The sequence below is a fragment of the Actinoplanes sp. NPDC051859 genome, from assembly GCF_044452725.1.
Taxonomy (GTDB): Bacteria; Actinomycetota; Actinomycetes; order Mycobacteriales; family Micromonosporaceae; genus Actinoplanes.
In genome coordinates this window covers 450,550-474,495 of the sequence record NZ_JBITBX010000003.1, presented here as the reverse complement: position 1 = coordinate 474,495, position 23,946 = coordinate 450,550, and the positions used below count along the sequence as shown (strand labels likewise).

At 70.6% G+C, this 23,946-nt stretch carries 23 protein-coding genes; 15 read left to right on the top strand and 8 right to left on the bottom strand.

Annotated features, from left to right (window positions below):
• Window positions 1-89 precede the first annotated feature (89 nt).
• The 4 genes from ACIA1L_RS10150 (at window position 90) to ACIA1L_RS10135 (ending at window position 4,321) form a co-directional block, all read left to right on the top strand.
• Window positions 90-1,388: an AAA family ATPase gene (locus ACIA1L_RS10150; protein WP_396072467.1), complete on the top strand. Its 1,299-nt coding sequence runs from the start codon at window positions 90-92 to the stop codon at window positions 1,386-1,388.
• 303 nt (window positions 1,389-1,691) lie between these two features.
• Window positions 1,692-2,360 carry a hypothetical protein gene (locus tag ACIA1L_RS10145; RefSeq protein WP_396072274.1) on the top strand — a complete coding sequence of 223 codons (669 nt, stop codon included), beginning with the start codon at window positions 1,692-1,694 and terminating at the stop codon, window positions 2,358-2,360.
• Window positions 2,361-2,784: 424 nt separating this feature from the next.
• A complete protein-coding gene (locus ACIA1L_RS10140; protein ID WP_396072273.1) occupies window positions 2,785-3,663 on the top strand; it encodes a bifunctional DNA primase/polymerase in 879 nt (292 codons plus the stop codon).
• Window positions 3,664-3,685: 22 nt separating this feature from the next.
• On the top strand, window positions 3,686-4,321 hold the full coding sequence (locus ACIA1L_RS10135) for an activator of HSP90 ATPase (protein WP_396072272.1): 636 nt from the start codon (window positions 3,686-3,688) through the stop codon (window positions 4,319-4,321).
• A gap of 4 nt (window positions 4,322-4,325) precedes the next feature.
• On the opposite strand, the gene ACIA1L_RS10130 is transcribed toward ACIA1L_RS10135, so the two are convergent.
• The 3 genes from ACIA1L_RS10130 to ACIA1L_RS10120 are packed head-to-tail and all read right to left on the bottom strand — an operon-like array spanning window position 4,326 to window position 7,545.
• Window positions 4,326-5,777, bottom strand: a complete 1,452-nt coding sequence (locus ACIA1L_RS10130; RefSeq protein ID WP_396072271.1) for a hypothetical protein — start codon at window positions 5,775-5,777, stop codon at window positions 4,326-4,328.
• Window positions 5,774-6,895: a hypothetical protein gene (locus ACIA1L_RS10125; protein ID WP_396072269.1), complete on the bottom strand. Its 1,122-nt coding sequence runs from the start codon at window positions 6,893-6,895 to the stop codon at window positions 5,774-5,776. The genes ACIA1L_RS10130 and ACIA1L_RS10125 overlap by 4 nt, the downstream gene beginning before the upstream one ends.
• Window positions 6,892-7,545, bottom strand: coding sequence for a hypothetical protein (locus ACIA1L_RS10120; RefSeq protein WP_396072268.1), 654 nt, complete (start codon window positions 7,543-7,545; stop codon window positions 6,892-6,894). The genes ACIA1L_RS10125 and ACIA1L_RS10120 overlap by 4 nt, the downstream gene beginning before the upstream one ends.
• Window positions 7,546-7,716: 171 nt before the next feature.
• On the opposite strand from ACIA1L_RS10120, the gene ACIA1L_RS10115 reads away from it, so the two are divergent.
• Entirely contained in the window at window positions 7,717-8,001 is a 285-nt protein-coding gene (locus ACIA1L_RS10115) for a DUF427 domain-containing protein (RefSeq protein ID WP_396072267.1), read from the top strand.
• Window positions 8,002-8,166: 165 nt separating this feature from the next.
• Here the strand turns inward: ACIA1L_RS10115 and ACIA1L_RS10110 are convergent, their stop codons facing one another.
• Both ACIA1L_RS10110 and ACIA1L_RS10105 read right to left on the bottom strand, forming a co-directional pair.
• Window positions 8,167-8,499, bottom strand: a complete 333-nt coding sequence (locus ACIA1L_RS10110; RefSeq protein WP_396072266.1) for a hypothetical protein — start codon at window positions 8,497-8,499, stop codon at window positions 8,167-8,169.
• Between the two features lie 52 nt (window positions 8,500-8,551).
• Window positions 8,552-8,758, bottom strand: coding sequence for a hypothetical protein (locus ACIA1L_RS10105; protein WP_396072265.1), 207 nt, complete (start codon window positions 8,756-8,758; stop codon window positions 8,552-8,554).
• Window positions 8,759-8,931: 173 nt separating this feature from the next.
• On the opposite strand from ACIA1L_RS10105, the gene ACIA1L_RS10100 reads away from it, so the two are divergent.
• From ACIA1L_RS10100 to ACIA1L_RS10090, 3 genes are all read left to right on the top strand, one after another.
• A complete protein-coding gene (locus ACIA1L_RS10100; RefSeq protein WP_396072263.1) occupies window positions 8,932-9,138 on the top strand; it encodes an FXSXX-COOH protein in 207 nt (68 codons plus the stop codon).
• Window positions 9,139-9,199: 61 nt separating this feature from the next.
• Window positions 9,200-10,663 carry an aKG-HExxH-type peptide beta-hydroxylase gene (locus tag ACIA1L_RS10095; protein WP_396072262.1) on the top strand — a complete coding sequence of 488 codons (1,464 nt, stop codon included), beginning with the start codon at window positions 9,200-9,202 and terminating at the stop codon, window positions 10,661-10,663.
• A gap of 61 nt (window positions 10,664-10,724) precedes the next feature.
• Window positions 10,725-12,380, top strand: a complete 1,656-nt coding sequence (locus ACIA1L_RS10090; protein ID WP_396072261.1) for a putative bifunctional diguanylate cyclase/phosphodiesterase — start codon at window positions 10,725-10,727, stop codon at window positions 12,378-12,380.
• A gap of 4 nt (window positions 12,381-12,384) precedes the next feature.
• Here the strand turns inward: ACIA1L_RS10090 and fxsT are convergent, their stop codons facing one another.
• Window positions 12,385-14,808, bottom strand: coding sequence for an FxSxx-COOH system tetratricopeptide repeat protein (gene fxsT, locus ACIA1L_RS10085; RefSeq protein WP_396072259.1), 2,424 nt, complete (start codon window positions 14,806-14,808; stop codon window positions 12,385-12,387).
• 38 nt (window positions 14,809-14,846) lie between these two features.
• On the opposite strand from fxsT, the gene ACIA1L_RS10080 reads away from it, so the two are divergent.
• Window positions 14,847-15,233, top strand: a complete 387-nt coding sequence (locus ACIA1L_RS10080) for an STAS domain-containing protein (protein WP_396072258.1) — start codon at window positions 14,847-14,849, stop codon at window positions 15,231-15,233.
• Between the two features lie 51 nt (window positions 15,234-15,284).
• Here ACIA1L_RS10080 and ACIA1L_RS10075 read toward each other — a convergent pair whose 3' ends face one another.
• Complete coding sequence (locus ACIA1L_RS10075) at window positions 15,285-15,821, bottom strand: snapalysin family zinc-dependent metalloprotease (protein ID WP_396072257.1); 537 nt, start codon at window positions 15,819-15,821, stop codon at window positions 15,285-15,287.
• A 98-nt stretch (window positions 15,822-15,919) separates the two neighbouring features.
• Window positions 15,920-17,233, bottom strand: a complete 1,314-nt coding sequence (locus ACIA1L_RS10070) for an MFS transporter (RefSeq protein ID WP_396072256.1) — start codon at window positions 17,231-17,233, stop codon at window positions 15,920-15,922.
• 70 nt (window positions 17,234-17,303) lie between these two features.
• Between ACIA1L_RS10070 and ACIA1L_RS10065 the strand changes: the two genes are divergently transcribed.
• The 6 genes from ACIA1L_RS10065 to ACIA1L_RS10040 all read left to right on the top strand — a co-directional run bounded on the left by ACIA1L_RS10065 (window position 17,304) and on the right by ACIA1L_RS10040 (window position 23,934).
• Window positions 17,304-18,269 carry a GlxA family transcriptional regulator gene (locus ACIA1L_RS10065; RefSeq protein WP_396072254.1) on the top strand — a complete coding sequence of 322 codons (966 nt, stop codon included), beginning with the start codon at window positions 17,304-17,306 and terminating at the stop codon, window positions 18,267-18,269.
• A gap of 77 nt (window positions 18,270-18,346) precedes the next feature.
• Window positions 18,347-20,014 (top strand): GspE/PulE family protein, encoded by a 1,668-nt coding sequence (locus ACIA1L_RS10060; protein ID WP_396072252.1) that lies wholly within the window; start codon window positions 18,347-18,349, stop codon window positions 20,012-20,014.
• A gap of 116 nt (window positions 20,015-20,130) precedes the next feature.
• Window positions 20,131-21,264 (top strand): type IV pilus twitching motility protein PilT, encoded by a 1,134-nt coding sequence (locus ACIA1L_RS10055; protein ID WP_396072251.1) that lies wholly within the window; start codon window positions 20,131-20,133, stop codon window positions 21,262-21,264.
• A gap of 1 nt (window position 21,265) precedes the next feature.
• The gene (locus ACIA1L_RS10050) at window positions 21,266-22,495 is read left to right on the top strand and encodes a type II secretion system F family protein (protein WP_396072250.1); all 1,230 of its coding nucleotides are present in this window, start codon (window positions 21,266-21,268) and stop codon (window positions 22,493-22,495) included.
• Between the two features lie 105 nt (window positions 22,496-22,600).
• The gene (locus ACIA1L_RS10045) at window positions 22,601-23,089 is read left to right on the top strand and encodes a prepilin-type N-terminal cleavage/methylation domain-containing protein (RefSeq protein WP_396072249.1); all 489 of its coding nucleotides are present in this window, start codon (window positions 22,601-22,603) and stop codon (window positions 23,087-23,089) included.
• A 56-nt stretch (window positions 23,090-23,145) separates the two neighbouring features.
• Window positions 23,146-23,934 (top strand): prepilin peptidase, encoded by a 789-nt coding sequence (locus tag ACIA1L_RS10040; protein ID WP_396072248.1) that lies wholly within the window; start codon window positions 23,146-23,148, stop codon window positions 23,932-23,934.
• Window positions 23,935-23,946: the final 12 nt, after the last annotated feature.

The following is a 23,946-nucleotide window of genomic DNA, read 5'->3' as shown; positions in this document are numbered from 1 at the left end:
CGGACGCCAGCGATACGGTGGTCGCCGTGACCGTCTCACCACCACTGCACAGCCCCGCCTCCGCGGCGACGCGAGTCGTCGATCCACCGCTGCACAGCCCCGCCGTTGCGGCGGCCAGCGTTGTCGATGCCGTGCTGCACGATCTCGCGACCTCACCGCACCGGGGCATCGTGGTCGACTCGCCGCCGGGGGCGGGCAAGAGCACCTTGGTGGTCAAAGCCGCCGGGGTCCTTGCCGCGCAGGGCGAGCCGTTGATGATCGTGGCGCAGACCAACGAGCAGGTGGACGATCTCATCGCCCGGCTCGGCAAGGCCTCCCCCGAGGTAAGCGTGGGGCGGCTGTCCGCGGTCGACTACGCGGCCACTGAGCGGGTCCGGTCGCATCCAGCCTGCCGGGTCGCGCCGAAAGTCGCCGACCTGGGTGGTTCCCGGGTCGTCATCGGCACGGCGGCGAAGTGGGCGACTGTCACCGACGGCACCTGGCCGTGGGCCATCGTGGACGAGGCCTACCAGATGCGCTCGGATGCGCTGTTGCGCGTGGCGCCGCGCTTCGAGCGGGCGCTGTTCGTCGGTGACCCCGGGCAGCTCGACCCGTTCTCCACGGTCGAGGTGGACCGGTGGACCGGCCTGTCCTGGGATCCGATGCGGAGCGCCGTGGCGGTCTTGCTGCGACACAACCCCGACCTGCCGGTGCACCGCCTGCCGGTTTCGTGGCGACTGCCGGCGTCCGCGGCGCCCGTGGTCGCGCAGGCGTTCTATCCGTTCACCGGTTTCCGGGCCGGCACCGAGCCGGGCGATCGCACGCTGGCCTTCGGCGCACCCGCGGCGGGAGAGCTTGATGCGGTCCTCGACATGGCGGCGACGACCGGGTGGGGGCTGCACGAGTTGCCCGCACGGTTCACCGTGCGTACGGACGCGGAGGCTGCTGCGGCCTGCGCAGATCTCGCGGTGCGGGCGTTGGCCCGGGACGGGGTCACCGGCTCGGAGTCGGGCACGCACCCGCTGACCGCCGAGCGGATCGCCATCGGCGCGGCGCACCGCGATCAGGTGGCCGCCATCCGCTCGTTCCTGCCGCCGGATGCCACGGACATCACGGTCGACACGGCCAACCGTTTGCAGGGCCGTGAGTACGACCTGACCGTGGTGCTGCACCCGCTCTCCGGCCGGCAGGACGCCACTGCTTTCCATCTGGAGTCCGGCCGGCTGTGCGTGTTGACGTCTCGGCACCGGCACGCGTGTGTGGTGGTGGCACGGGCCGGAATCGCCGAGTTGCTGGACGCGCACCCGTCGACCGAGCCGGTGCATCTGGGCGTGCCGGTGAAATTCCCGGACGGCTGGGAGGCGAATCAGTCGGTGCTGGCGCACCTGGCCGGGCTGGGTCAGAAATGATCACCGTCCGCTGATGTTCGCATCCGCGCAATGCGCACGAAATACGGGCCGGGTTCACTGTCAAATAGCGGACTGATCCGCGAGCTGACCTGCAACTTGCACGAGCGGTTCGCCGTGCGAGTTGCAGGTTCGCGGGTCGCGGACCTGCTGCTCCGGCGCCGCGGCGGCAGATTACCGATTTCCGACGAGTTTCATTCACGGACGTTTTTGAGATGTCGGCGGAAGACCCTTCCTGTCGATCTCCGGAGGTGGAACTCTTCTAGCCAGACGTAGCGCCAGCGACACGGACGGTGGTGGTAGCGAATGCGTCCAGACGTTCTTGTCGGTCCTAGCGAGTGGGTCGTCGAGCAGTTCGGTGACAAAGTCGCCGCCGAGCTCTGGACCCGGGTGCCCGAGGCCTTCAGCACGGCCATCGACCGGGAAGTCAATGCGCACCCCGCGACGACACAGACGACAGAACGAGTTCTCGCCAACCCGCGTTGGCCCCTGCCGTACGAAGAGCTCGTCCTCTTCCTCGGCACCCTGCCCGGCGCTGAGATCATCAGCGTCCCCAAGTCGGTGTATCAACTCGTGGTCATCAACGGGCACGTGGTCGTTCCCTGGTGCTACGGGCAGACCGCACGGGACTCCATGCGCGACGCCACGGTCGGCCGCTCCTTCGGCCGGCTGGCTCGCGAACTCCTCCGCCGATTCGGCCCGCCGTGGCGCCGTTCCCAGGCCGAGGCCCCCCTTCCGCTCGACGCCGTCGACGAGCGCGAGGTAGCCAAGATCTGCGCCGCGATCGCCCGGATCACCCCCACCCCGGAGGTGGTGATCGCCGGCTTCGCCGGCGCACCGCACCTGGGCCTGCTCCGCGCCTGCCTCGGCGAGCTCCAGTCCACCGACAACGGCGCCTTGCGCTGGAGCCACCTCGACGACCTGCCGCTGCCGCCGCCGGTCATCCCGCGGCCCCGTCGCATGCAGTTCCCCTAGGGCACGTCTGGTGCCCGCCGGTCCTCCCGGCGGGCACCGTCCCGGCCCGATCTCAGCCGGCCATGACGTCAGCGACGACGCAGGCAATGTTGTCCAGTTCTCCTTGGTCATACAGCCGAGCTTCCCGGCATCGACCTGATGCCTGGACCCAGGCATGGTCCTGCGTCAACGAAAGGAGCTCGCCGCCGCGCAGCAGATACGCCCGGGTGTCGCCAATGTGCGCCAGGGCCAGGCCGCCAGGGCCAGGCCGCCAGGGCCAGGCCGCCAGGGCCAGGCCGCCAGGGGCCACCCTGGGGCTTTCCCCAGGGTCAAGGTCAACACCGGCTGCGCGCAAGGCGGTCGGTGCCGGGTCGTTGATCGGGTCAGACTGGTGCATGCGAACGTGGCGCGGCCCGACAGGTCGCAACCTAGTACATTTGTGCTAATGATGGTCGACGCCGCGCTCGCGTACGCCCGGCACGGGATTCCCGTCCTGCCGGTGCATTCGCCAGCGCCCGGCGGCTCGTGCTCGTGCGGCCGGGCGCGGTGTGATCGGCCCGGGAAGCATCCACGGTTGCGGCACGGCCTGACCGAGGCCAGCGTGGATCCCGAGCGGATCGAGCGGTGGTGGGGGCGCTGGCCGGAGGCGAACATCGGGCTGCACACCGGCGTCACCATGGACGTGGCCGACGTCGACTCGCTGCAGGGGCGGCACGCGCTTCGGCACCTGCTGGGTGGCGAGCTGCCGGCCGGCCCGCAGGTCCGCAGCGGTGGCGGCGGCTGGCATTTCTGGTTCCGCCCGGCCGGCTTCGGCAACCGGGTCCACCTGTTGCCCGGCGTCGATTGGCGCGGCCAGGGCGGCTATGTGATCGCACCGCCGTCTCGGCACGCCAGCGGCGCCCGGTATCGCTGGGTGGTGCGACCGGACGTCGAGCAGCCGGCGGCTCCCGCGCCGCTGCGTGAGCTCATTGCGGGGCCGACCCCGCCCACCCAGAGCACCCTTTGCGTAGCCCATCCAGATCGGTACGCAGCAGCCGCTCTGGAGGCGGCGACGCACCGGGTCGCGTACGCCGCGGTCGGCACGCGCAACGACACCCTGAATCGGGCCGCGTTCGCACTCGGTCGTCTCGTCCGCGCCGGGTTGCTGGACGCGGCGACGGTCACCCGGGAGCTTCGCGCCGCGGGCGCGTGGGCGGGGTTGGGTCGGGCGGAGACGACTCGCACGATCCGCTCCGGGCTCGACGCGGGATGGCGGGCAGGCCATCGACCTGGGTCGCTTGGCGTGATCGCGGGACTACCGCAAGATAGTCAGTGTGACCGATGAAACAACACTTAAGCCGTACAGTGTGGAGATATCCGTCAAAGTAGGCCGGGACCGGGTCTGGGAGGCCGTCACCCAACCGAGCGTGCTGCGCCGCTGGTTCGGCTGGGACTACGACGGGTTGGACGCCGAGATCAAGCACATCTTCGTAGACGAGGCGGCCTTCCGAGCGCCGGAGCGAATGGGCTGGGCCGACGGGTCCTATCTGGAGGTCACCGGCGACGATGACAATGCCGCGATCCGCGCAGTCCGGGAAGGAAAACCCGCCGCCGCCTCCGACCGGTATTGCGCGATCGAGGAGGGCTGGCGGTCCTTCCTGATCCAGCTGCGCTACCTGCTCGAAGAGCAGCCGCAGGGCGCGCGCCGCACGATCTACCTGACCGGTACGGCCACCGGCCGGCAGACGTTGAAGATGGCCGGCGGCACCCCCACCCGGGTCGGGCGCCGGGTGGCCTGGCTGGTGGATTCCGACGGCCACCTCGTCGTCGTCGCCGGGCGGCAGGAGCTGGACTGCGCAGCAACCGGCTACCAGGAGGTCGTGATTTCCACGTACGGCCTGGACGACTCGGCGTTCGAAGTGGTCCGTAAGCGCTGGACCGAACGGTGGAAGCCCCTCGCGGGCGAGGCCCGGGTCACGACCGCCACCGACCCCGCTCCGTAAGGTCTCACGGTTCGTCGGCGGGCTCCCGGGGCACCGGCGGCCCGCCGTGCGTCCACGGTGTCTGGTCCGGCTCCGGAAACGCGCCACCCGGCCGGTAGGCCTCGCTGAGCGTGGTGAGCAGCAGCCGCTCCCCCACCTCCGGCACACTGCCCGGCTCGGCGACCAGCTTTCGGCCCATCCCCCCGGACAGTTCCAGCAGCACCTCCGTGCGATCCGCGGTGCTGGTCACCGAAATGACCGTCGCTTTCTGGGCCGGCCGGGCCGGGCTGGTGAGTGCGGTGCCCGGCGCCACCCGGACCGGTTCCATGGTGGCGACCATGATGCGCGGGCGCAGCACCGGCCGCTTGCCGCTGTCGTCGATCCGGTCAGCCTTCGCCAGGGTGACGTCGGCGGCGAAGGCGGCGCCGGTCAGCCGGTGCTCGGCCATCACCAACGGATCGTCGAAGGCCCGCTGGACCGCGTACCGGGTGGCGGCGTTCTCCAGCCGGGCGAGTCGGGCGGCAGCTGCCACGGCACCGTCCCGGCGGGGCTGCGGTGGGCCGCCCTCGGCGAGGTGCTGCGCGAATGCCGAGAATGCGTCGCGGTCGCTGTCCCAGCGCGCCCCGACCCGCGAGCCCGGCGGCAACGCCCGGAGCAGGTCGAACGCCCGCCACATCAGCGCCCACGTGGGCATCAGCTGCGCCCGTAACACGCCGGACAGCTCTGCGACGTCCGGCTGCGCCGACGACAGCAGCGGCGCCAGCACATGATTGTCGAAGGCCGGATCGGTCGCCGGGCCGGGCGGCGGGGTCAACGCCGGATCCTCGGCCGTTGCCGCGGCTTCGAAGACGGTCCGGCCCGCCGGCGGATCCAGCCAGGCCATCAGGGCGGCCAGGTGCGCGTCCTCGGCACTGCTCTGCCCGGTCACCCAATGCGACGCCAGCGACTGTACGGCGTTCAGCAGCAGCGCAGACCCCGCCACCTCGGCAGTCCCGGCGAAGAACGTCAGCCAGCGACCGAGCAACGGCACCGAGGCGGGCACCGCGTACTCGCCGTCGACGCTGCGGAACCGGGTGGACCGGCCGAACAGCCGTAGAAAGTCGACGCCGCCGGGATTGGGCACCCACACCTGCGGCGCGTCGGTGTAGCGGTAGCGCACGTCCCGACCGCGGTCGATCGCCACCGCCTCGGTGGTCACCGTGAACGAGTCCACGTACGGCACGAGGATGTCCGCGAGGCGAGCCGCGAAGGCGAACCGGTCGTCGCGGTTGCGGGGCTGCGCCACCACCAGCAGTTCCGGCTCGTTCTCGGCGGTGCCGACCAGCGCGGCGAGGGGCGCGTTGGCCTCACCCGCCATCGCGTACGGAATCAGCACCAGCGGCCGGTCATGCAGGTGCAGGTGCCGCACGGTCGCCACCGGCTGCGCCCGCCCCGCAGCGAACGCCTGCGCCCGAGCCAGCGCGGTCAGCGTGCTCAAGACAGCGCCTCGGCTCGGCGTCGATCGTCCGACTCGGCACCGGGACGGCGAGCGGCCAGCGCCTCGGACCGGAGTCGGTCGGCCGCTTGCAGCAGCGCCGCTGCTTCGCTCTGGTTCTCGGTGGGTTGGCGGGTGCCCGCGGCCAGGGCCAGTGCCTCGGCGACCGTGTCGATGCCGCCGAGCGCGTCGCGAACCGGTCGGCCCAGGGCGGTGGTGCTGCCCGCGGCCTCGTGCCGGCAATAGACGGCGAGTTCGCACGCCGACAGACACTCGGGCGCATAGCGGGCCTCGACCCGGCCGAGGGCGGCGATCAGCTGCTCCGGCGGCAGGGTCGTATCGAAGGACAGGTCGGCGGGCAGCGCGGAGGCTAAGTCGGCGGCCGAGGCGAGTCGGGTGAGTTGGCGGGTCAAAGTGGAAAGCTGCTTACGGACGTCGACCAGCGCCGCGGCGGGTGACAACGAGAAGTCGCGCGGGCACACCAGCACCGCGTTGTGGCTGACCAGGGTGGGGTCATGTCCAAGCTCGGCGAGCAGGCGGCGCAGGGCCAGCACGTACACGGCGGCCTGCACGGCAGCGGCCGACACCTTGGCGCTGTCCGCCTGGCCGTCCACGATCGCGAAGGATTTGATCTCCACGACGTGCAGCCGACCACCGGCCTGGAAGGCGATCAGGTCTGGCTCGAGGAATACCTGCCGTCCCGCCACCTCGAGCGTGAGCAACGGGTGGTCGATCAGGGCTGCGCCGGCAGCGGCCGCGAGCAGTTCCCGGGTACGCCCGTGGCGCGCGCCCAATGTCGCGTCGTCATCCGCGCCGAGATCGGTGTAAGCGGCGTCCGGCAGGGTCTCCTGGTCGAGCGCGTCGCGCAGCACTGACATCAGCAGTGCGCAGTCGTCCGCCTTGAGCATGGCCTCGAAGCCGTTGCCGCGGGCCAGCGCGAACCGGGACTGCCCGAAGTTGCCCGGGTGGCCGATCCTTTCCGCCAGCCGAGGCTTGTCCACCCCGGCGGCGTCGAGCACGGCCCGCCGAGTGCAGCCCGGGTTGGCGGTGAGCGCGGCGATGGTCCGGGCATTGTGCCGTTTGGCGGGCAGCCCGCCGCGCAACCTGTCGAGCGCCGTCACCCGCGGCCCCGCTGGTGCGGCAGGCTCATGACCCCGAACAGCCGCTGCCGCTCGTCCAGCCGCTCCCACCGACGCATCACCGCCTCAGCAACCACACCAACCGTCCTCGACCCCACCGCACCACCGGCGCCGTCGTCGGTCACCGCACCGGCCACAGCGCTGACGGAGCTGGTGGCGAGGTCCGCGAGTGCCGATCGGGCCGCGTCTGCGAGGGCTCGCGGGTCGTGGATCAGGAAGGCCTCCGGGCCACCGGGCACGGTGTCGGCCAGCCGGCGCAGCAGATCCACGGCAGCCGGGCCGGCCTGCGCGCGGATGGCTACGAATTCGGCGACACGCACGACCGCGGCCAGCGCGTGCGCCCGACTCGCGGCCGGAGACACCAGCCGCCGTTCCAGCGGCCACCCGGCCAGCGTGATCAGCCCGCGGGCCGCCGTCAGGTCGTGGTGCAGGGCGGGGCAGATCCGGTACGCCGTCAACGCGTGCGGGTCGTAGCGCCGTTCCTCTTCGCGCAGCACGGCGGCGAGGCCGGGCATGGACAGGTCACCGTCGAACAGTGCGGTGTGCACGTCCACGATGAGCCGGGCCGGTGCGGGCGCGCCGAGGAGCAGTAGCGCGTGTCGGGCCTGTTCACGGACGCCCGGGAGGGTCATTGAACCGATCATGGCGGCGCTTCCGAGAGGTGGGGGTCAGCGGGCGGATCGACCTTAGATCCTCGTACGGTGCGCGGGCAATGTCCGGTTGTCCGACGGCGTTTCACCCCCGGGAGGCGAATAAAGCCTGCGTATCGCCACGGCTCGCGGTCGGCGCGCTACGTTCGGAGTATGCCGAAGGCCATCTGGAACGACGAGATCATCGCCGAGAGCGACGACACCGTGGTAGTCGAGGGCAACACCTATTTCCCGCGGGCTTCCGTGCGCGAGGACGTGTTGCGCCCCTCCGACACGCACACCGTCTGCCCGTGGAAGGGCAAGGCCTCCTATTACACGCTCGAGTCCGGCGAGCACACCACCGCGGACGCCGTGTGGTTCTACCCCGACCCCAAGCCGGACGCGAAGGCGGTTCGGGACCGCGTCGCGTTCTGGAAGGACGTCAAGGTCGAAGCCTGAGTTCCGCCCGCCGGCGCGAGCCACGCTCGCGCCGGCACCGATCAGCAAGAAGCCCCGGCTCAGCCCGCCCGAGCAAGAAGCCCCGGCTCAGCCCGCCCGAGCAAGAAGCCCCGGCTCGGCCCGCCCGAGCAAGAAGCGCAGGCCAAGCAGCAAGCAGCCCGTGGTTCAGCCGATGCGCGGGTGGGCGTCCTCGATCGCGGTCACTTCGAGGTAGTCGAGCATGTCCCGCTGTTCGGCGGGTTCCAGCGCGGCGAACGCTTCATAGGCCGACGCCCGGGCGTGCGGCGTCTCCGCTGCCAGCAGCGCGATGATCGCCGACCAGGCCAGCGAGACCCGGTCGAAGAGCCGCGCCTGCCGCAGCGACGTCAACCGACTCAGCATCGCGATCTTGGTCGCCGCGTCGTCGTCGTGCGCAACCCGGTCCGAGAGCTCGAAGAGCGCCTTCCCCCGGTACGGGTGTTCCGCCTCGATCATCCGCGCCAGCTCAGCGTTGTCCATCTGATCGACGGCGGGCGCGGGACCACGCCGCGGGAGTTGCGGCCGGGAGTCCTCAGCGGGCACGGCTGTCCCGTCCGCTCTCGAAACCCACGCCGGGCACCTGGTGCGGCAGGGTGGGTCGGCTCTGGAAGGTGGGGAACGGCGGGGCCGGCATCACCGGTGACTCGGGCGCGTCCTCGGCGGCACCCTCCTCGACCACTTCGTCCTCGGCGGGCTCCAGCACCCGCTTCCCCGTCTCTCCGGTGTCCTGCCCCAGCACTGTTTGTCCTCCGTTGCCGACTTTCGCGGTGTTGGCGTTCTATGAGAACACGCCACCGTATCGGGGGCGACCCCGCCCGCGGACACGCCCGGACATCACCCGACCCGGCGACCGCCGTAATGTGACGGCAATACCGATCGTGGCAGGAATACCTCGAACGAAGGCGGGCGATCGTGGACGGGCGCACGGGTGGCACGGGTGCGGTGACGCAGTGGCGATCGGCGATGCTCGACGTCTCCAGCCTGTCGCTGACCGATCTCGCGGCGGGCGTCGGCGCGGATCTTCCCCAGGAGAGTCCGCTCGCCTACTGTCTCCGCCGGCTCGCCGATGACCTTGCCCGGCCGGGCGAGCCCATCGCCGGCTTCAACTCGGCCCTGTAGCGGCACCACATGGCTGAGCCACGATCCGCATGACCACGCCGCAGACCATGATCACGCCGCGATGACCGGATCCACCGCGCTGCCGGCCCCCCGCCGGCACCAGCTCAGCGATGCCGCCTTGACCGCTCTCGGCGCCGGACGACCGGACCGGGCCGCCCTCGACGAGCTGCGCCGCGCCCGGCTGAGCCGGCATCTCCTCCTGCTGCGGGAGATCGCCGCGGCCGCGCGTACGGACGACTTCGCTGTTCTTGCCGCCGCCGAGCGCACAGCCGGGCAGCGGGTCCGCGACCTGCTGGCCCGGCCGCTGTTCGGGGTGTGGGCGGTCGGCTGCTTGACGGCTTTGCGGGCTGGCAAGGCACCGGATCGGGCCGGCGTCAGCCACTTGCGGGAGCTGGCAGCACTCGCGTTGACGCCGCACCCGCGCCGGGATCCGGGCCGGGTTTTGCGCGCCGAGCATGACGGGCTGCGCATTTCGGTGCGGCTGGAGGACACCGATCCGCTGCGCCAGGGCCTCGGCCTGCAGCCGGCGGACCCGCTCACCCCGGCCGAGCTCGCCCGCTGGCAGAAGTCGTTCGCGGCGGCGTGGCGGCTGCTGGTCGAGCGGGTACGCCCCGACGCCGAGGTCCTCACCGGGGTGCTGGACAGCATCGTCCCGGTCCGGGCAGACCCTGCGGCCCGGGGCATCAGCGCCACGTCAGCCGATGCCTTCGGGGCGGTCGCCATCTCGGAGCCCGCCGACCCGGCCGCTTTCGCCGTGGGGCTGCTGCACGAAACGCAGCACAGCATCCTCAACGGCGTGTTGTATCTGTTCGACCTGCTCGCCGCCCCGGGCACCCTCGGCTATTCGCCGTGGCGCGACGACCCGCGACCGGCGTCCGGCGTCCTACACGGCGGGTACGCGTACCTGACGGTGACCCGGTTCTGGCGCACCCAGCCGGATGATCCGCTGGCCTGCTTCGAGTTTGCCCGGTGGCGGTCTGCCGTGGCCGCCGCGGCGGACGAGCTGGGTGACCTGACCCCGGCGGGCGCTCGGTTCATCGGGGCGTTGCGTGCCGAGGTGCGGCCCTGGTTGGACGAGCCGGTTCCGGCGCGGATTCGTCGGCTCGCCGAGGGCGCCAACACCGATCATCACCTGCGCTGGCGGCTGCGGAACCTGCACGTGGACCCGGCGGACGCTGCGGCTCTGGCCCGGGCGTGGCGGCGCGGCGAACGCCCCCCGGCGGTCACGGCGGAACTGCGCCGGGCACCGAAACGGGCGCTGGAAGCCAGTGCCCGGCTGGATCTGTCGCACCGGCTGCTGCGCGGGCTGCCGTTGGCGGGTTCTGCGGGCGATCTCGCGTACGTGCGGGGGGATGCGGCGGCGGCGCTGAGCGCGTACCGGAGAAATCCGGGTGACCGGACCGCCTGGGCCGGGATGCTGCTGACCAGCGGCCTGCGGGCCGCGCCGGAGCTGGCCGTGGCGACCTGGGACGCGGTGCGCGCGGAAAATCCCGACCCGCTGGCGATCCTGCGCTGGCTTTCCTAAAGTCGCCGAGCCCAGGGCCGATCAAGCTGCCCGTGGGAGGTGAATCATGGATCGGACCGGCATGACCATGGATCGCGTGCGTCGCGGCGTGGACGACGCCATGATCGTCGCAGCGCTCTCGCTGCTCGCCTGGCCGCCGTTCTTCGAGGACGCCGGCACGGCCGGCCGGCTCGCCGGCGGGGCCGCGGTGATCGCGGCGAGCGCCGGCGTGATCAGGCTGACCCGGCGCTGGCCGCTGGTGCGCTACGCCCCCGTCGCTGTCGCCGTCCTGATGGCCGGCCTCTGGCACGGGCAGGGTGCGGTGAGCCACGCACTGACCTGGCTCACCGTCGCCGTCGCCGCGATCATGCTGGGCCGCCAGTTCCTCGGCGCCCGCTCCACCGAAGACCTGGTCCGCGACCTGACCCGGCAGCGTGCCGTCCTGGCCCGCCAGGCCAACAGCGACCCGCTGACCGAGCTCGGCAACCGCAAGCTCTTCCTGGACCACGCCACCGACGCGCTGGCCGACGCCGACGACACGATGACCGCCGTGATCCTGTTCGACCTGGACGGGTTCAAGGAGATCAACGACAACTACGGCCACGCCACCGGCGACGAGCTGCTGCGGACCGCCGCGTCCCGGCTGCTCGCCAACGTCCGGACCAACGACACGGTGTCCCGCCTCGGCGGCGACGAGTTCGTGGTGCTGCTGCCCCGCCTGACCGACGACCAGATCGCCGACACGGTCGCCAACCGCATCCTGCAGGACCTGGCCCAGCCGCTGCTCATCGGCGACTTCGTCCTCACCATCCCGGCCAGCGCCGGCATCGCCATCACCCGCGGCAGCGGCCGCGCCCTGGACGAGGTCATGCGGGAAGCCGACCTCGCCCTCTACCAGGCCAAGGAAGACGGTAAGAACGTCGCCCGCCGCTTCGACCCGGCGCAGTTCGCCGCCGCCGAAGCCCGCCGCCGGGAAGAGGCCGACCTGCGCCGCGCCCTGGACGCCGGCGAGTTCGAGGTGCACTACCAGCCCATCGTGGACCTGGAAGGCGAGCGTACGGTCGGCGTCGAGGCGCTGATCCGCTGGAACCACCCCGAGCGCGGCATGATCCCGCCGATCGCGTTCCTGGACATCGCCGAGTCCCTCGGCTTGCTGCCCCGCCTGGGTGGCTGGGTCCTGGAGGAGGCCTGCCGGCAGGCGGCCGTCTGGCAGCGCGACAACCCCGGCTTCGAGCTCAACGTGAACCTGTCGGCCAGCCAGCTCGGCAACCCGAACCTGGTCGAGGAGGTCCGCAGCGTCCTCGCAAGCACCGGCCTGAAGCCGGAGCTGCTCGTGCTGGAACTGACCGAGTCGGTCGCCCTGGTGGACCTGGTCGAATCGGCCCGGGTGCTGGGGGCGCTGAAGACTCTCGGCGTCCGGATCGCGCTGGACGACTTCGGCACCGGCTTCTCGTCGCTGAGCCACCTGGGCACCCTGCCGGTCGACGTCGTCAAGATCGACAAGTCGTTCGTGCAGGCGATGGAGGGCAACAACGGCGCTTCGGTGGCCGAGGCCGTCCTGCAGATCGCCCGGACGTTCAAGCTGTCGCCGGTCGCCGAGGGCGTCGAGGACGCCACCCAGGCTTCCCGGCTCCGCGAGCTGGAATGCGCCCAGGCGCAGGGCTACCACTTCGCCCGGCCGATGCCGGCCGGTGACCTCACCGACCTGCTGGCCCGGCAGTCCGCGGTCGCCAACTGAGCTGTCACAGCGGCGGAGGTTCGATCTCCGTTTCGAGCCGGGCGCCTGCCAGCGCCCGGCTCAGCAGTGGGTGGCCCTCGCCGTAGACCTTCTGCAACTCCTCGACCGCCGCGTGCGCCGACTCGTCGTCACGGCCGTCCAACGCCACATTGAAGGCGCAGGCCAGGGTGTCCGGGTGGTCAGCGCCGCGCACCGCGCGGGACCGGGTCAGCGTGTCCAGGGCGATCTCCCGGCCCCGCTGCGCCGCGCCGGTGGCGAACAGGTCGGCCGCGAGCCCGTTGGCGCAGCTCAGCGTGAACGGATGGTCGGCGCCGACGCTGCGGCGCAAGCCCGCCAGCGCTTCCTCACCGATCGTGCGGGCATCGGCATGCCGCCCGTCAGCCCGCACCACGCCGGCCAGGTCAGCGCCGGCGGCCAGGGTGAACGGATGTTCATCGCCCAGCACGGCGTGGTAACGGATGACGACCCGCTCCAGCAGCCGATGCGCCTCGTCCAGGTCGCCCGCGTCGCGGGCACAGTTCGCCAGCGACACCATCGCACCCAGGGTTTCCACGTTCAGGTCGCCGAACTTCTGCCGGTAACGCTCCACGTTGGCGGCGGCCAAGGCCGATGCTTCCGTACGCCCGGAGCGCCGCGCCGCCATCGCCGCGAACCGCCCCGCCCACAGTGCCATCGGATGGTCCGGGCCCAGCGTGTCGAAGTGGCCGGCGGCAGCCAGCAGCTCCGCCGCGCCCGCATAGTCGCCCAGGCCGAACAGGTCGAAGGACAACCCCGCGCGCGACGACAGCGTCTCCGGATGGCCGTCCACGAAAATCAGCTGTCGGTGCCGCAACACCTGCTCGTCCAACGCCCGCGCGCCCCGAAAATCGCCGAGCAGTCGCAGGTCCACGGCGAGGTTGTTGGCGCAGCGCAGCGCGGTCGGGAAACTCTCGCCGAACAACCGCCGATAGCGCACCAGGTTGTCGGCGTCGAGCTGCCGGGCCTGACCGAAGTGGCCCTGCATGCGCAGGTCGGCGCCGACACTGTTGGCCGTCGCCAGCGTGGACTCGTCGTCCTCGCCCAACGCGTCCCGCTGCTGGCGCAAGGTCTGCGCGTTCAACGTCCGGGCGTCGGCCGTACGCCCGACCGCGCGCAGAGCGTTGGCTAGGTGGAAGCAGGCGAGCAGAGTCTGTTCGTCAGTCTCGCCGAGGCTGTCCCGCCAGCGGGTCACCGCCTGGTGGGCGAGGTCCCGGCTGGAGTCGTAGTCGCCGCGGGCGTACAGGAATCGGACGCAGTTGACGACGAGTTGGCGGATCTCCTCGGACTCGCCGCCGAGCACGTCGGAGTGGACCAGGTGCGGCACCAGGGCGGCGTACCGCGGCCAGTGCGCCGGGTTGTCCGGGTCGCCCGGGTCGGCGGCGGCGAGCATCGCGCGGGTCGTCCGCAGCAGTGCGGCGTGCCGCTCCGAGCTGAGCTGCTGGCCCAGCATGCCGCGAATCATCGGATGCACGATCAGACTCGCGCCGGGCGGGTCCAGGTCGGCCAGGCCGTAGCGGCCGATCAACCGGATCGCGGCCTTGAGCCGTCGTTCGATGCGCACCGTACGGGCCAGCTCCGGAGTCACCAGCCCGCGCGCCGCCCACAGCAGCTCCCACGAGACCGGCGCGGTGGCAAGGAAAGCGCTGAGTTCCAGCAGCTCGTATGCGGCCGGCGCGGCTGCGGCCAGCCCGTCGGCGGCGAGCCCCCACGCGACCCGGATCGGGGTGGGAAACGCCAGCTCCGCGGCGCGCGCGTCGTAGCGGCGCAGATAGTCGTCGACGGTCCAGCCGGTGGCGATGTGCACCGCGGCGGCCTGGTCGAGGGCCATCGGCACGTCACCGAGTCGATCGGCGAGCCGGTGGGCGTCGACCACTGACAGCTCGGGGTTGCGCCGGCGCAGGAAGTCGACGCTGTCCGTACGGTCGAACACCGGGACCGGCACGGCCTGCGCCACCTCGGTGGTCCATCGAGGATTGCGCGAGGTGACGAGCACGTGTCCGGCACCGCTGGGCAGGTAGGGCTTGATGTCCTCGGGCCGGTTCGCGTTCTCGAAGACGACCAGCCAGTTCCGGTATGGCTCCCCCCGGCTCAGGGCGTCGCGGACGGCCCCCAGCGTGCGGTTGATGTCGCGGGCCTCGGGCAGCTTCAGTTCGTGGGCCAGCCCGACCAGCGCGGCCCGCATCCCGGCGGTCTGTTCGGCGGGGATCCACCAGACGAGATCGTAGGTATCCGCGTAGCGGTAGGCGTATTCCACGGCCAACTGGGTACGTCCTGTGCCACCGAGTTGGTGATCGGCGGACGGCAGAAGCACGACCGGTCCGTTACCGAGCAGTCCGCGCGTGTCGGCGAGCAACGTTTCCCGGCCGACGAAGCGCGGGTTACGCGGCGGCAGACCGCCCCGGATCGGCACGCCGCCCCTCCCCACTGGTGACTTCGCACTCTACTGTCATGCTGCTGCCGATTACCGTACGTGGAATCATCGCCACAGCGGTAGCAAGCCTCGACCGGAAGGCCCCCGTGATCGACAAACCCGTGACCAGCCTCGATCGCGACGCCGGCGTGGCGACCGTCGCGCTCAGGGGCGAGGTGGACGTGCTCAACGTGGACCAGGTCCGGGTGGCGCTCGTGGAGGCGCTCGAGACCCGGCCGAGCGCTCTCGTCGTGGACCTGTCTGAGCTGTCGTTCATCGACTCCACCGGCCTGGGCGCGATCATCTTCGGCTTCCAGCGGGCCCGGGACGAGGGCATCGGTTTTCAGCTGTCTCGCCCGACCCGCGGCGTGCACCAGATCCTGGTGCTGAGCGGTGTCCTCGAGGTCGTCGAGCTCACGCCGTAGCAGGGCCGCCCGGTGTCCCGGACGGCCCTGCACAGTTCAGCCTTCCGTGGGTCACCCCACCCAGACGTACTCCCGGGCGGGGATCGTCACCGAGCGCCGGAAGTTGCGGTCGACCGTGGCGCTTTCGGTCGCGTTCGGGTTGGGGTTCGTGCAGGAGATCGGCGCGCTGCTGCCTGACATCAGGTCGGTGCAGAGCCCGGTCCGTCGGTCCGGCAGGCCCAGCAGGTGGCCGAACTCGTGCGCGGCGATCCGTGGCGGGTAGTAACCGTCGTTCACGGCTTCCCGGCCCATGACCCACCGACCGTTACCGAGCGAGGCGGGGTAGGCCCGCGGCCAGCCGTTGTCGGCAGACACCCGGATGTTGGGGGTACGGCCCGCGGGGACGGGTTCGAGCCGGACGTTCGCCACCTTGCTGTTCCAGATCTGGGCGCCCTGGTGCACGACGGCGACGAATTCCTGTGCCTGGCTCGCGTCGTAGTAGAGGATGCGCGGCGCGGCGGCGGCGGCCGGCTCGGCGTGGGCGACGACGTTCGCGCCGGCCATGGCGAACACCGCGAGCAACGAGACGGCCAGTCTCTTGACCAGCATCGGTGACCTCCCGGGGGACGGGGACGGGACTGTCCACACCGTATCGATTGATCGATGCTTGCCGATGCTGGGCGGCCATACCGATTGCCGCCTCATGGTCACGTGATGTTTGCCGGCTGGGGGAATGCCAGCCCGATTCCTGGCCCTGCCGGGCCACCGTTGCGGGTCCGCTTGCCCGCCAACAACATCAGCGACAGCAGGGATGCGGCCAGCGCGAGTCCGCCGGCGCCGTACCAGGCCCAGTCGTAGTCGCCGAAGCGGTCCCGGACCAGCCCGGCCGAGGTTGCCGCGATAGCCGCACCGAACTGGTGGGAGGCGAACACCCAGCCGAACACCACCGCGCCGCTCGCACCGAAGTACTCCCGGCACAGCGCCACGGTCGGGGGCACCGTCGCCACCCAGTCCAGGCCGTAGAACAGGATGAAGACGACCATGCTCGGGTGGGCGGTCGCCGCAAACAACGAGGGCAGCACCAGCAGGGACAGGCCGCGCAAGGCGTAGTAGCCGCCGAGCAGCAAGCGGCTGTCGACCCGGTCGGTGAGCCAGCCGGAGGCGACCGTACCCACGATGTCGAAGAGGCCGACCAGCGCGAGCAGCCCCGCCGCCGTGGTCTCGGTCATGCCGTGGTCGTGGGCGGCCGGGATGAAATGGGTGCCGACCAGCCCGTTCGTGGTGGCGCCACAGATCGCGAACCCGCCGGCCAGCAGCCAGAAGGGTCGGGTCCGCGCCGCCGCGCCGAGCGACCGGAGGGCATGGCGGGCGGCACTGCCCGGCGGGACGGCGGAGGCCGTCGGGACCGCACCCGGCTCGGCACCGTACGCGTCGACGCCCAGGTCGGCCGGCCGATCGCGCAGCCACCACCAGACCAGCGGCACCACCAGCAGCGCAGCTCCGGCAACGGTGAGGGCGGCCGTCCGCCAACCCTGCGCGGCGGTGAGTTGAGCCAGCACCGGCAGGAAGATCAGCTGCCCGGTGGCGCCGCCCGCGGTCAGGACGCCAGTCACCAGGCCGCGCCGCTGGACGAACCAGCGGTTGGCGACGATCGCCACGAAGCCGAGCGCCATCGAGCCGGTGCCGAGCCCGACCAGCACACCCCAGCAGAGCACGAGCTGCCAACTGGCCTGCATGAACACGGTCAGGCCGCTGCCCGCCGAGACCAACAGCAGGGCTCCGGCGACGACCCGGCGCATGCCGAACTTCTCCATCAGCGCTGCGGCGAAGGGGGCGGTGAGGCCGTACAGCAACAGGTTGACCGAAACTGCCGCCGAGATCGTGCCGAGCGACCAGCCGAACTCCTCGTGCAGCGGGCGCAGCATGACGGACGGTGTGGCGCGGAAGCCGGCGGCGCCCAGCAGGGCGATGAAGGCGATCGCGGCGACAAGCCAGGCGGGGTGCAGGCGGCGAGTGGTCACCCGATCATTCTGCAAAGCCTGGCCGGATCGGACGAGTGGCCCGAAGGCCATCATGCGCAAGAATCGAGCCATGACGCATGCCGTGGCGATGATCGCGCTGGACGGGGTCGTCGGTTTCGACCTCGGCGTACCCCCGCAGGTCTTCGGCACCGCCCGTGACCCCCAGGGCCGCCCCTATTACTCGGTCACGACGTGCGGCATCGGTGGCCTGCCGATCCGGCCCGAGCGCGGCGGCTTCCACGTGCTGCCCGACCACGACCTCAGCCCGGTCGCGACGGCGGACACCGTCCTCGTGCCCGGCATCCATGCCGGCCCCAGCGTCGCGACCGGCACAACTGCCCCAGAGGTGGCAGCCGCCCTGCAGGCTGCCCATGCCCGCGGCGCGCGGATCATCTCCATCTGTACGGGCGCCTCGGTCCTCGCCGCCGCAGGCCTGCTCGACGGCCGCAAAGCCGCCAGCCACTGGGCCTGGGGCGACCGGCTGCGCCGGCTGTATCCGCGGGTCGAGTGGGATTTCGACGTGCTGTTCGTGGACGACGGCGACGTCCTCACCTCGGCCGGCGTGGCAGCCGGCGTCGACCTGTGCCTGCACGTGATCCGCCAGGACCACGGCAGCGCGGTCGCCAACCGGGCCGCCCGCAGCTGTGTCATGCCCGCGTGGCGCGACGGCGGCCAGGCCCAGTTCATCGAGCGCCCGATCCCCGACGCGCAGGGCAGCGGCACCGAACCCACCCGGGCCTGGGCCTTGCACCGGTTGGCGGACCCCGTGGGGCTCGAGGAGTTGGCCGGGCACGCGCGGATGAGCGTCCGTACGTTCACCCGGCGCTTCCGCGAGGAGACCGGGACCAGCCCGCGGCAGTGGTTGTTGCAGCAGCGGGTCACGCACGCGCGACTGCTGCTGGAATCGACGGATCTCAGCATGGACGTGGTCGCCCAACGCGCCGGCCTGGGCAGCGCCACCGCCCTGCGCCAGCATTTCCAGCAGTCCGTCGGCGTCGCGCCCAGCGCCTACCGGCGGACGTTCCGGCGCCCGTGAAACCTGCACTCAGGTCGCGGCGGAAGTGGCCGATGGGACTGACATAACCCCCGACGCGTGCGTTTCGTGAGGATGTCATGGACCAGACCTTCCGCCCGTTGCTCGATGCCCTCAAGCAGATGGGCATCGACGAGGACGCGGTGGATCAGGCCGCGGAAGCCGCCGAACGCGCCGGTAAGTCCGTCCGGGCCGTCCTCATCAGCGAGAAGATCGTCACCGAGGAACAACTCACCGAGGCGGCCGCGTACGCCTTCGGCCTGAACACCGTCGACCTGGTCGGCTACCCCATCGAGCCCGCCGCCCTCAAGCGCATCCCGCTGTCGGTCGTGCTCCGGCACCGGGTGCTGGGCCTCAACATCGTCGATGGCGAGCTGGTCGTCGGCGTCACCGACCCCGGCGACGTCGTCGCGCTCGACGACGTCCGGGCCGCCACCGGCATGATCGTCCGCCCGGTCGTGGTGGCCCGCAGCGAAGTCCGCCGGATCATCGAGAAGCTCCAGCGCGAGGCCAGCGACCTCGGCGACCTCGCCGATTCGGCGGAAGACGACCAGGGTGGGATGGCCGCGCAGGCCACCAGCACCGACGACGCGCCGATCGTGCGTTACGTCAACAGCCTGATCGAGCAGGCCGTCCAGAACCGCGCCTCCGACCTGCACCTCGAGCCCACCGAGGACGGGATGCGGGTGCGCTACCGGATCGACGGCGTGCTGCACGAGCTGGACAACGTGCCCCGCGGTGTCATGTCCGCGCTGACCTCGCGCCTGAAGATCATGTCGGGCGTCGACATCACCGAGAAGCGGGTGCCGCAGAACGGCCGCATCACGGTGGTGATCGGGCAGCGCAAGGTCGACCTGCGGACCGCCACTCTGCCCACGGTGTGGGGCGAGAAGATCGTCCTCCGGGTCCTCGACACCGGCGGCATCGACCTCGACATGAACAAGCTGGGCTTCACCCAGCACAACCTCAACCGCTTCGCCGAGTCGTTCAGCAAGCCGCACGGCATGGTCCTGGTCACCGGTCCGACCGGTTCCGGCAAGTCCACCACCCTGTACGCGACCCTGGGCCGGATCAGCAAGCCCGAGATCAACGTCATCACGGTCGAGGACCCGGTCGAGTTCCGCCTGCGCGGCATCAACCAGGTGCAGGTCAACGCGAAGGCGGGCCTGACCTTCGCGGCGGTGCTCCCGGCCATCCTGCGGTCCGACCCGGACGTCGTCCTCATCGGTGAGATCCGGGACGGCAACACCGCCCAGATCGCCACCGAGGCGTCGCTCACCGGTCACCTCGTGCTCTCGACCCTGCACACCAACGACGCCCCCGGCGCGGTCACCCGACTCACCGAGATGGGCATCGAGCCGTTCCTGGTGGGTTCCTCGCTGGACTGCGTGCTGGCGCAGCGGCTCGCCCGCCGGCTCTGCGACTGGTGCAAGGAGGAGTACGCGCCGACCGAGGAGGAGCTGGAGGCCGCCCGCTGGCCGGTCCAGGACCTCAAGATCCCGGAGACGTTGTGGAAACCGATCGGCTGCCGCGACTGCGCCAACACCGGTTACCGCGGCCGGCTCGCGCTGCACGAGGTCATGCCGATCTCGCCGGAAATCGAGTCGCTGACCATCCGCCGCGCCTCGTCCGGTGAGATCCACGAGGTCGCCATCGAACAGGGCATGTACGACCTGCGCTCGGACGGCCTCGCCAAGGCTGCCGGCGGTCTGACCTCGGTCCGGGAAGTCTCCCGCGTCGCGGTCTAGTCGATCTGCGGCAGGGTAGCGCACCGCGGGCAAAACGCTGCATCTCTGGCTATATACGCCCTCAAGTGGGCGGCAAAGATGCCGAATGGGGAGGGGTCAGAGGTTTCGTCGGGAGGATGTCGGTGCAGCAGACGTACACGCTTGACCAGCCGGTCCCGCAGGCCGCCGAGCCCGCCGCGGACGACCTGGCCGTCCTCGACCAGATGCTCATCGCCCTGGTCGAATCCCGCGGTTCCGACCTGCACCTGACGGTCGGCTCCCCACCGATGATCCGCGTCGACGGCGGCCTGCGCCCGCTGCCCGGGTACGGCAAGCTCAACTCGGCCGACACCGCCCTGCTCTGCCGCGCCGGCGTCTCCGCGCTGCAGTGGGAGAGCTACCAGCAGGATCACGAGCTGGACTTCGCGCACAGCATCGTCGGCGTCTCCCGCTTCCGCGGCAACCTCTACATCCAGCGCAACTCCTGCGGCGCCGTCTTCCGGGCCATCCCGCACAAGATCAAGCCACTCGACGAGCTCGGCATGCCGGACTCGGTGGCGCGGTTCGCCCACCTGCCCCGCGGCCTGGTGCTGGTGACCGGCCCGACCGGTTCCGGCAAGACGACCACCCTGGCGTCGATCCTGGACCTGGCGAACCGCAGCCGCGCGGACCACATCATCACCATCGAAGACCCGATCGAGTTCCTGCACCCGCACAAGCGCAGCGTGGTCAACCAGCGCGAAGTCGGCGCCGACACGCACACCTTCGCCCAGGCGCTCAAGCACGCCCTGCGCCAGGACCCCGACATCATCCTCGTCGGCGAGCTCCGCGACCTGGAGACCACCGCGACGGCGCTGACCGCCGCGGAGACCGGCCACCTGGTGCTGGCGACCCTGCACACGCAGAGCGCCACGCAGACCATCGACCGGGTCATCGACATCTTCCCGCCCCACCAGCAACTCCAGATCCGCGCCCAGCTCGCCGCCAGCCTCCAGGGCGTCGTCACGCAGGCGCTCGCTCCGCGCGCCGACCACAAGGGCCGGGCCGTGATCTGCGAGATCCTGACCGCCACGCCCGCCATCCGCAGCCTCATCCGCGAGGGCAAGAGCCACCAGATCCCGTCCTTCATGCAGGCCGGCGGCAACGACGGCATGCTCGCCTTCGACCAGCACCTGGCCGAACGCGTCCGGGAGGGCATCGTGTCCGTCGACGCGGCCCTCGAGATCTGCCACTCCGCGGAAGAACTCAAGCGCCTGATCGGACGGGTGTGAGATGCCAGCGACCAAAACGTTCCACTACAACAGCATCGACTCGGCCGGCCGCAAGACCAAAGGCACGGTAGAGGCGGCCAACGAGGCGGCCGCGACCCAGATGCTCAAACAGCGCGGCGAAACTCCCCTCGACTTGTCCGAGGCCGGGCAGGGCCTGCAGCGGGACATCAAGATTCCCGGCCTGGGCGGCCGCACCAAGCTCAAGGACCTAGCGGTCTTCGCGCGACAGTTCGCCACGATGACCTCGTCGGGCATGTCGCTGCTGCGCTCGCTGTCCATCCTCGAGGAACAGACCTCGGCCGCCTCGCTGAAGAAGGCGGTCAGCGAGGTCCGGGCCGACGTGTCAGGCGGCGTCTCGCTGTCGACGGCGATGGGCAAGCACGACAAGGTCTTTCCGCGCCTCATGATCGCCATGGTCCGGGCCGGCGAAGCCGGCGGTATGATCGACCAGGCGCTCGAGCAGGTGGCCGAGAGCCTGGAAAAGGACACGGCGCTCCGCGGCAAGATCAAGGCGGCGCTGACCTATCCCGCGATCGTCCTCTGCTTCACCTTCGTGATGATCGGTGCGGTCCTCAAGTTCATCGTCCCGATCTTCGAGGACATGTTCAAGAATCTCGGCGGCGAGCTGCCCGGCATCACCCAGTTCCTCGTGGACACCAGCCACAACATGCCCATCATCGCGCCGACCTTCCTGATCGTCACGATCACCGGCACTGTTCTCTACAAGCGTCAGGTCCGGGTCAGCGCGGACTTCCGGTTCCGGGTGGACACGATCAAACTCCGGCTGCCGGTCTTCGGCTCGCTCCTCGGCAAGCTGGCGATGAGCCGGTTCTCCCGCAACCTCGGCCTGCTCCTCAACGTGGGTGTTCCCGTTATGCAGGCGCTCACCGTGGTCGGTGAGACCACCGGTAACGAGGTCATCAACCGGGCCATGGCCGACGTGCAGTCAGCGGTCCGCGACGGGAACCCGATGTCCTCGGCCCTACGCCACCACAATGTCTTCCCGCAGATGGTCACGCAGATGATCGAAGTCGGCGAAGAAAGCGGTCAAATCAGTCAGATGCTCGACAAGGTTGCCGATTTCTATGACAGGGAAGTCGACAGCGCCGCCGAGTCCCTAGCCGCTTCGATCGAACCGATCATGGTTCTCCTCATGGGAGGCGTGGTCGGCGGAATGGTGATCTGTCTGTACCTACCGATGTTCACCATCTATCAGAACATCCAGGGCTGACCAGCCCTCGGAGGCAGTACCCGACCGGTCTCCGGTCGACGTCGGGCGCCCGAGCCCGGACAACCGATCCCCGCCCCACCTGACGCCATACGGAGGCAACCCCCAATGCAGGACATCATCAACCGGCTGCGCGCCAAGAAGGACGACGAGGGCTTCACCCTCATCGAGCTCCTGGTCGTGGTGGTCATCATCGGCGTACTCGTTGCCATCGCTGTCCCGGTCTACCTGAACTACCGCGAGGGCGCGGCCGACAAGTCGGCGCAGTCCGACGTGCGCGGCGCGATCAGCGCGATCGAGCAGTTCTACACCGAGAACGGCAACAAGTACCCGGCCCAGAAGAGCCAGAAGAACATCAGCGCGGCGACCGCGACGATGGACATCACTGTCACCGGCGCCACCAAGCCGGGCAAGATCACCTTGTCCGACAACACCGAGCTGAGCTTCGTCCCGCCGGCCACCGGTTCGGGTTACAAGATCTGCGCGCACAACTCGGGTGGAAGCCCCGGCGCCGACGGCTGGTACCTGTACGACAGCAGCACCGGCGGCTCGGTCAAGAAGGCCGGCAAGGAACTGACCCTGACCACCTGCGCCTGATCTCAGCTCACGCTGATTCGTTCGCCCAGCCACCGCGACACCGAGGAGGATCGACCATGCCGCAGCCCCTGCTGCTCAGCATCGTCGGCCTGCTCGGTGTCGCGGTCGGCTCGTTCCTCAACGTCGTCATCCACCGCGTTCCCCGCGGCGAATCGTTGGTCCGACCCCCCTCACGCTGTCCACACTGCGGCAACGGCGTCCGGGCGCGGCACAACGTCCCGGTCCTCGGCTGGCTGATGCTGCGCGGCCGATGCGCGGACTGCAAGGCACCGGTCAGCGTCCGTTATCCGCTCGTCGAAGCCGCCACCGGCGCGCTGTTCGTGGCGGTCACGGCGAAATTCGGCTGGTCGTGGGAGCTCCCGGCGTATCTCTACCTCGCCGCCATAGCGATCGCACTGACCGCCATCGACCTGGACGTACTGCGTCTGCCCGACGCGATCGTGCTGCCGTCCTACGCCGTTGCGCCCCTGCTGCTGGTCCCCGCAGTCGTCGCCGGTGAAAGCTGGCACACCGTCCTGCGCGGCCTGCTCGCCGCCGCGCTGCTGTACTCGTTCTATCGGGCACTCGCGCTCATCCCGCGGGGCATGGGCGGCGGTGACGTCAAGCTCGCGCCCCTCCTGGGCTTCTATCTCGGTTGGCTCGGCTGGAGCTCCGTCGCCGTGGGGGCCTTCGCCGCCTTCCTGCTCGGCGGACTCGTCGTCTCCGTGCTGATGCTGCTGCGGGTGGCCGGGCGCAAAAGCCGGATCCCCTTCGGGCCGTACATGCTCGCCGGCGCGTTCCTGGCGGTGTTCGCCGCGACGCCCATCGTCGACTGGTACACCTCCCTGTTCGTCCCCACTGTCTGATTCGCGACTCAC

What these genes read in the sequence shown, in the direction of transcription:
- ACIA1L_RS10145 (WP_396072274.1), top strand. Translation starts at nt 1,692, where the DNA reads ATGCGTCCAGACGTTCTTGTCGGTCCTAGCGAGTGGGTCGTCGAGCAG.
- ACIA1L_RS10140 (WP_396072273.1), top strand. Translation starts at nt 2,785, where the DNA reads ATGATGGTCGACGCCGCGCTCGCGTACGCCCGGCACGGGATTCCCGTC.
- ACIA1L_RS10120 (WP_396072268.1), bottom strand. Translation starts at nt 7,545, where the DNA reads ATGACCCTCCCGGGCGTCCGTGAACAGGCCCGACACGCGCTACTGCTC.
- ACIA1L_RS10115 (WP_396072267.1), top strand. Translation starts at nt 7,717, where the DNA reads ATGCCGAAGGCCATCTGGAACGACGAGATCATCGCCGAGAGCGACGAC.
- ACIA1L_RS10110 (WP_396072266.1), bottom strand. Translation starts at nt 8,499, where the DNA reads ATGGACAACGCTGAGCTGGCGCGGATGATCGAGGCGGAACACCCGTAC.
- ACIA1L_RS10095 (WP_396072262.1), top strand. Translation starts at nt 9,200, where the DNA reads ATGACCGGATCCACCGCGCTGCCGGCCCCCCGCCGGCACCAGCTCAGC.
- ACIA1L_RS10090 (WP_396072261.1), top strand. Translation starts at nt 10,725, where the DNA reads ATGACCATGGATCGCGTGCGTCGCGGCGTGGACGACGCCATGATCGTC.
- ACIA1L_RS10080 (WP_396072258.1), top strand. Translation starts at nt 14,847, where the DNA reads ATGCTGCTGCCGATTACCGTACGTGGAATCATCGCCACAGCGGTAGCA.
- ACIA1L_RS10075 (WP_396072257.1), bottom strand. Translation starts at nt 15,821, where the DNA reads ATGCTGGTCAAGAGACTGGCCGTCTCGTTGCTCGCGGTGTTCGCCATG.
- ACIA1L_RS10065 (WP_396072254.1), top strand. Translation starts at nt 17,304, where the DNA reads ATGACGCATGCCGTGGCGATGATCGCGCTGGACGGGGTCGTCGGTTTC.
- ACIA1L_RS10060 (WP_396072252.1), top strand. Translation starts at nt 18,347, where the DNA reads ATGGACCAGACCTTCCGCCCGTTGCTCGATGCCCTCAAGCAGATGGGC.
- ACIA1L_RS10055 (WP_396072251.1), top strand. Translation starts at nt 20,131, where the DNA reads ATGTCGGTGCAGCAGACGTACACGCTTGACCAGCCGGTCCCGCAGGCC.
- ACIA1L_RS10050 (WP_396072250.1), top strand. Translation starts at nt 21,266, where the DNA reads ATGCCAGCGACCAAAACGTTCCACTACAACAGCATCGACTCGGCCGGC.
- ACIA1L_RS10045 (WP_396072249.1), top strand. Translation starts at nt 22,601, where the DNA reads ATGCAGGACATCATCAACCGGCTGCGCGCCAAGAAGGACGACGAGGGC.
- ACIA1L_RS10040 (WP_396072248.1), top strand. Translation starts at nt 23,146, where the DNA reads ATGCCGCAGCCCCTGCTGCTCAGCATCGTCGGCCTGCTCGGTGTCGCG.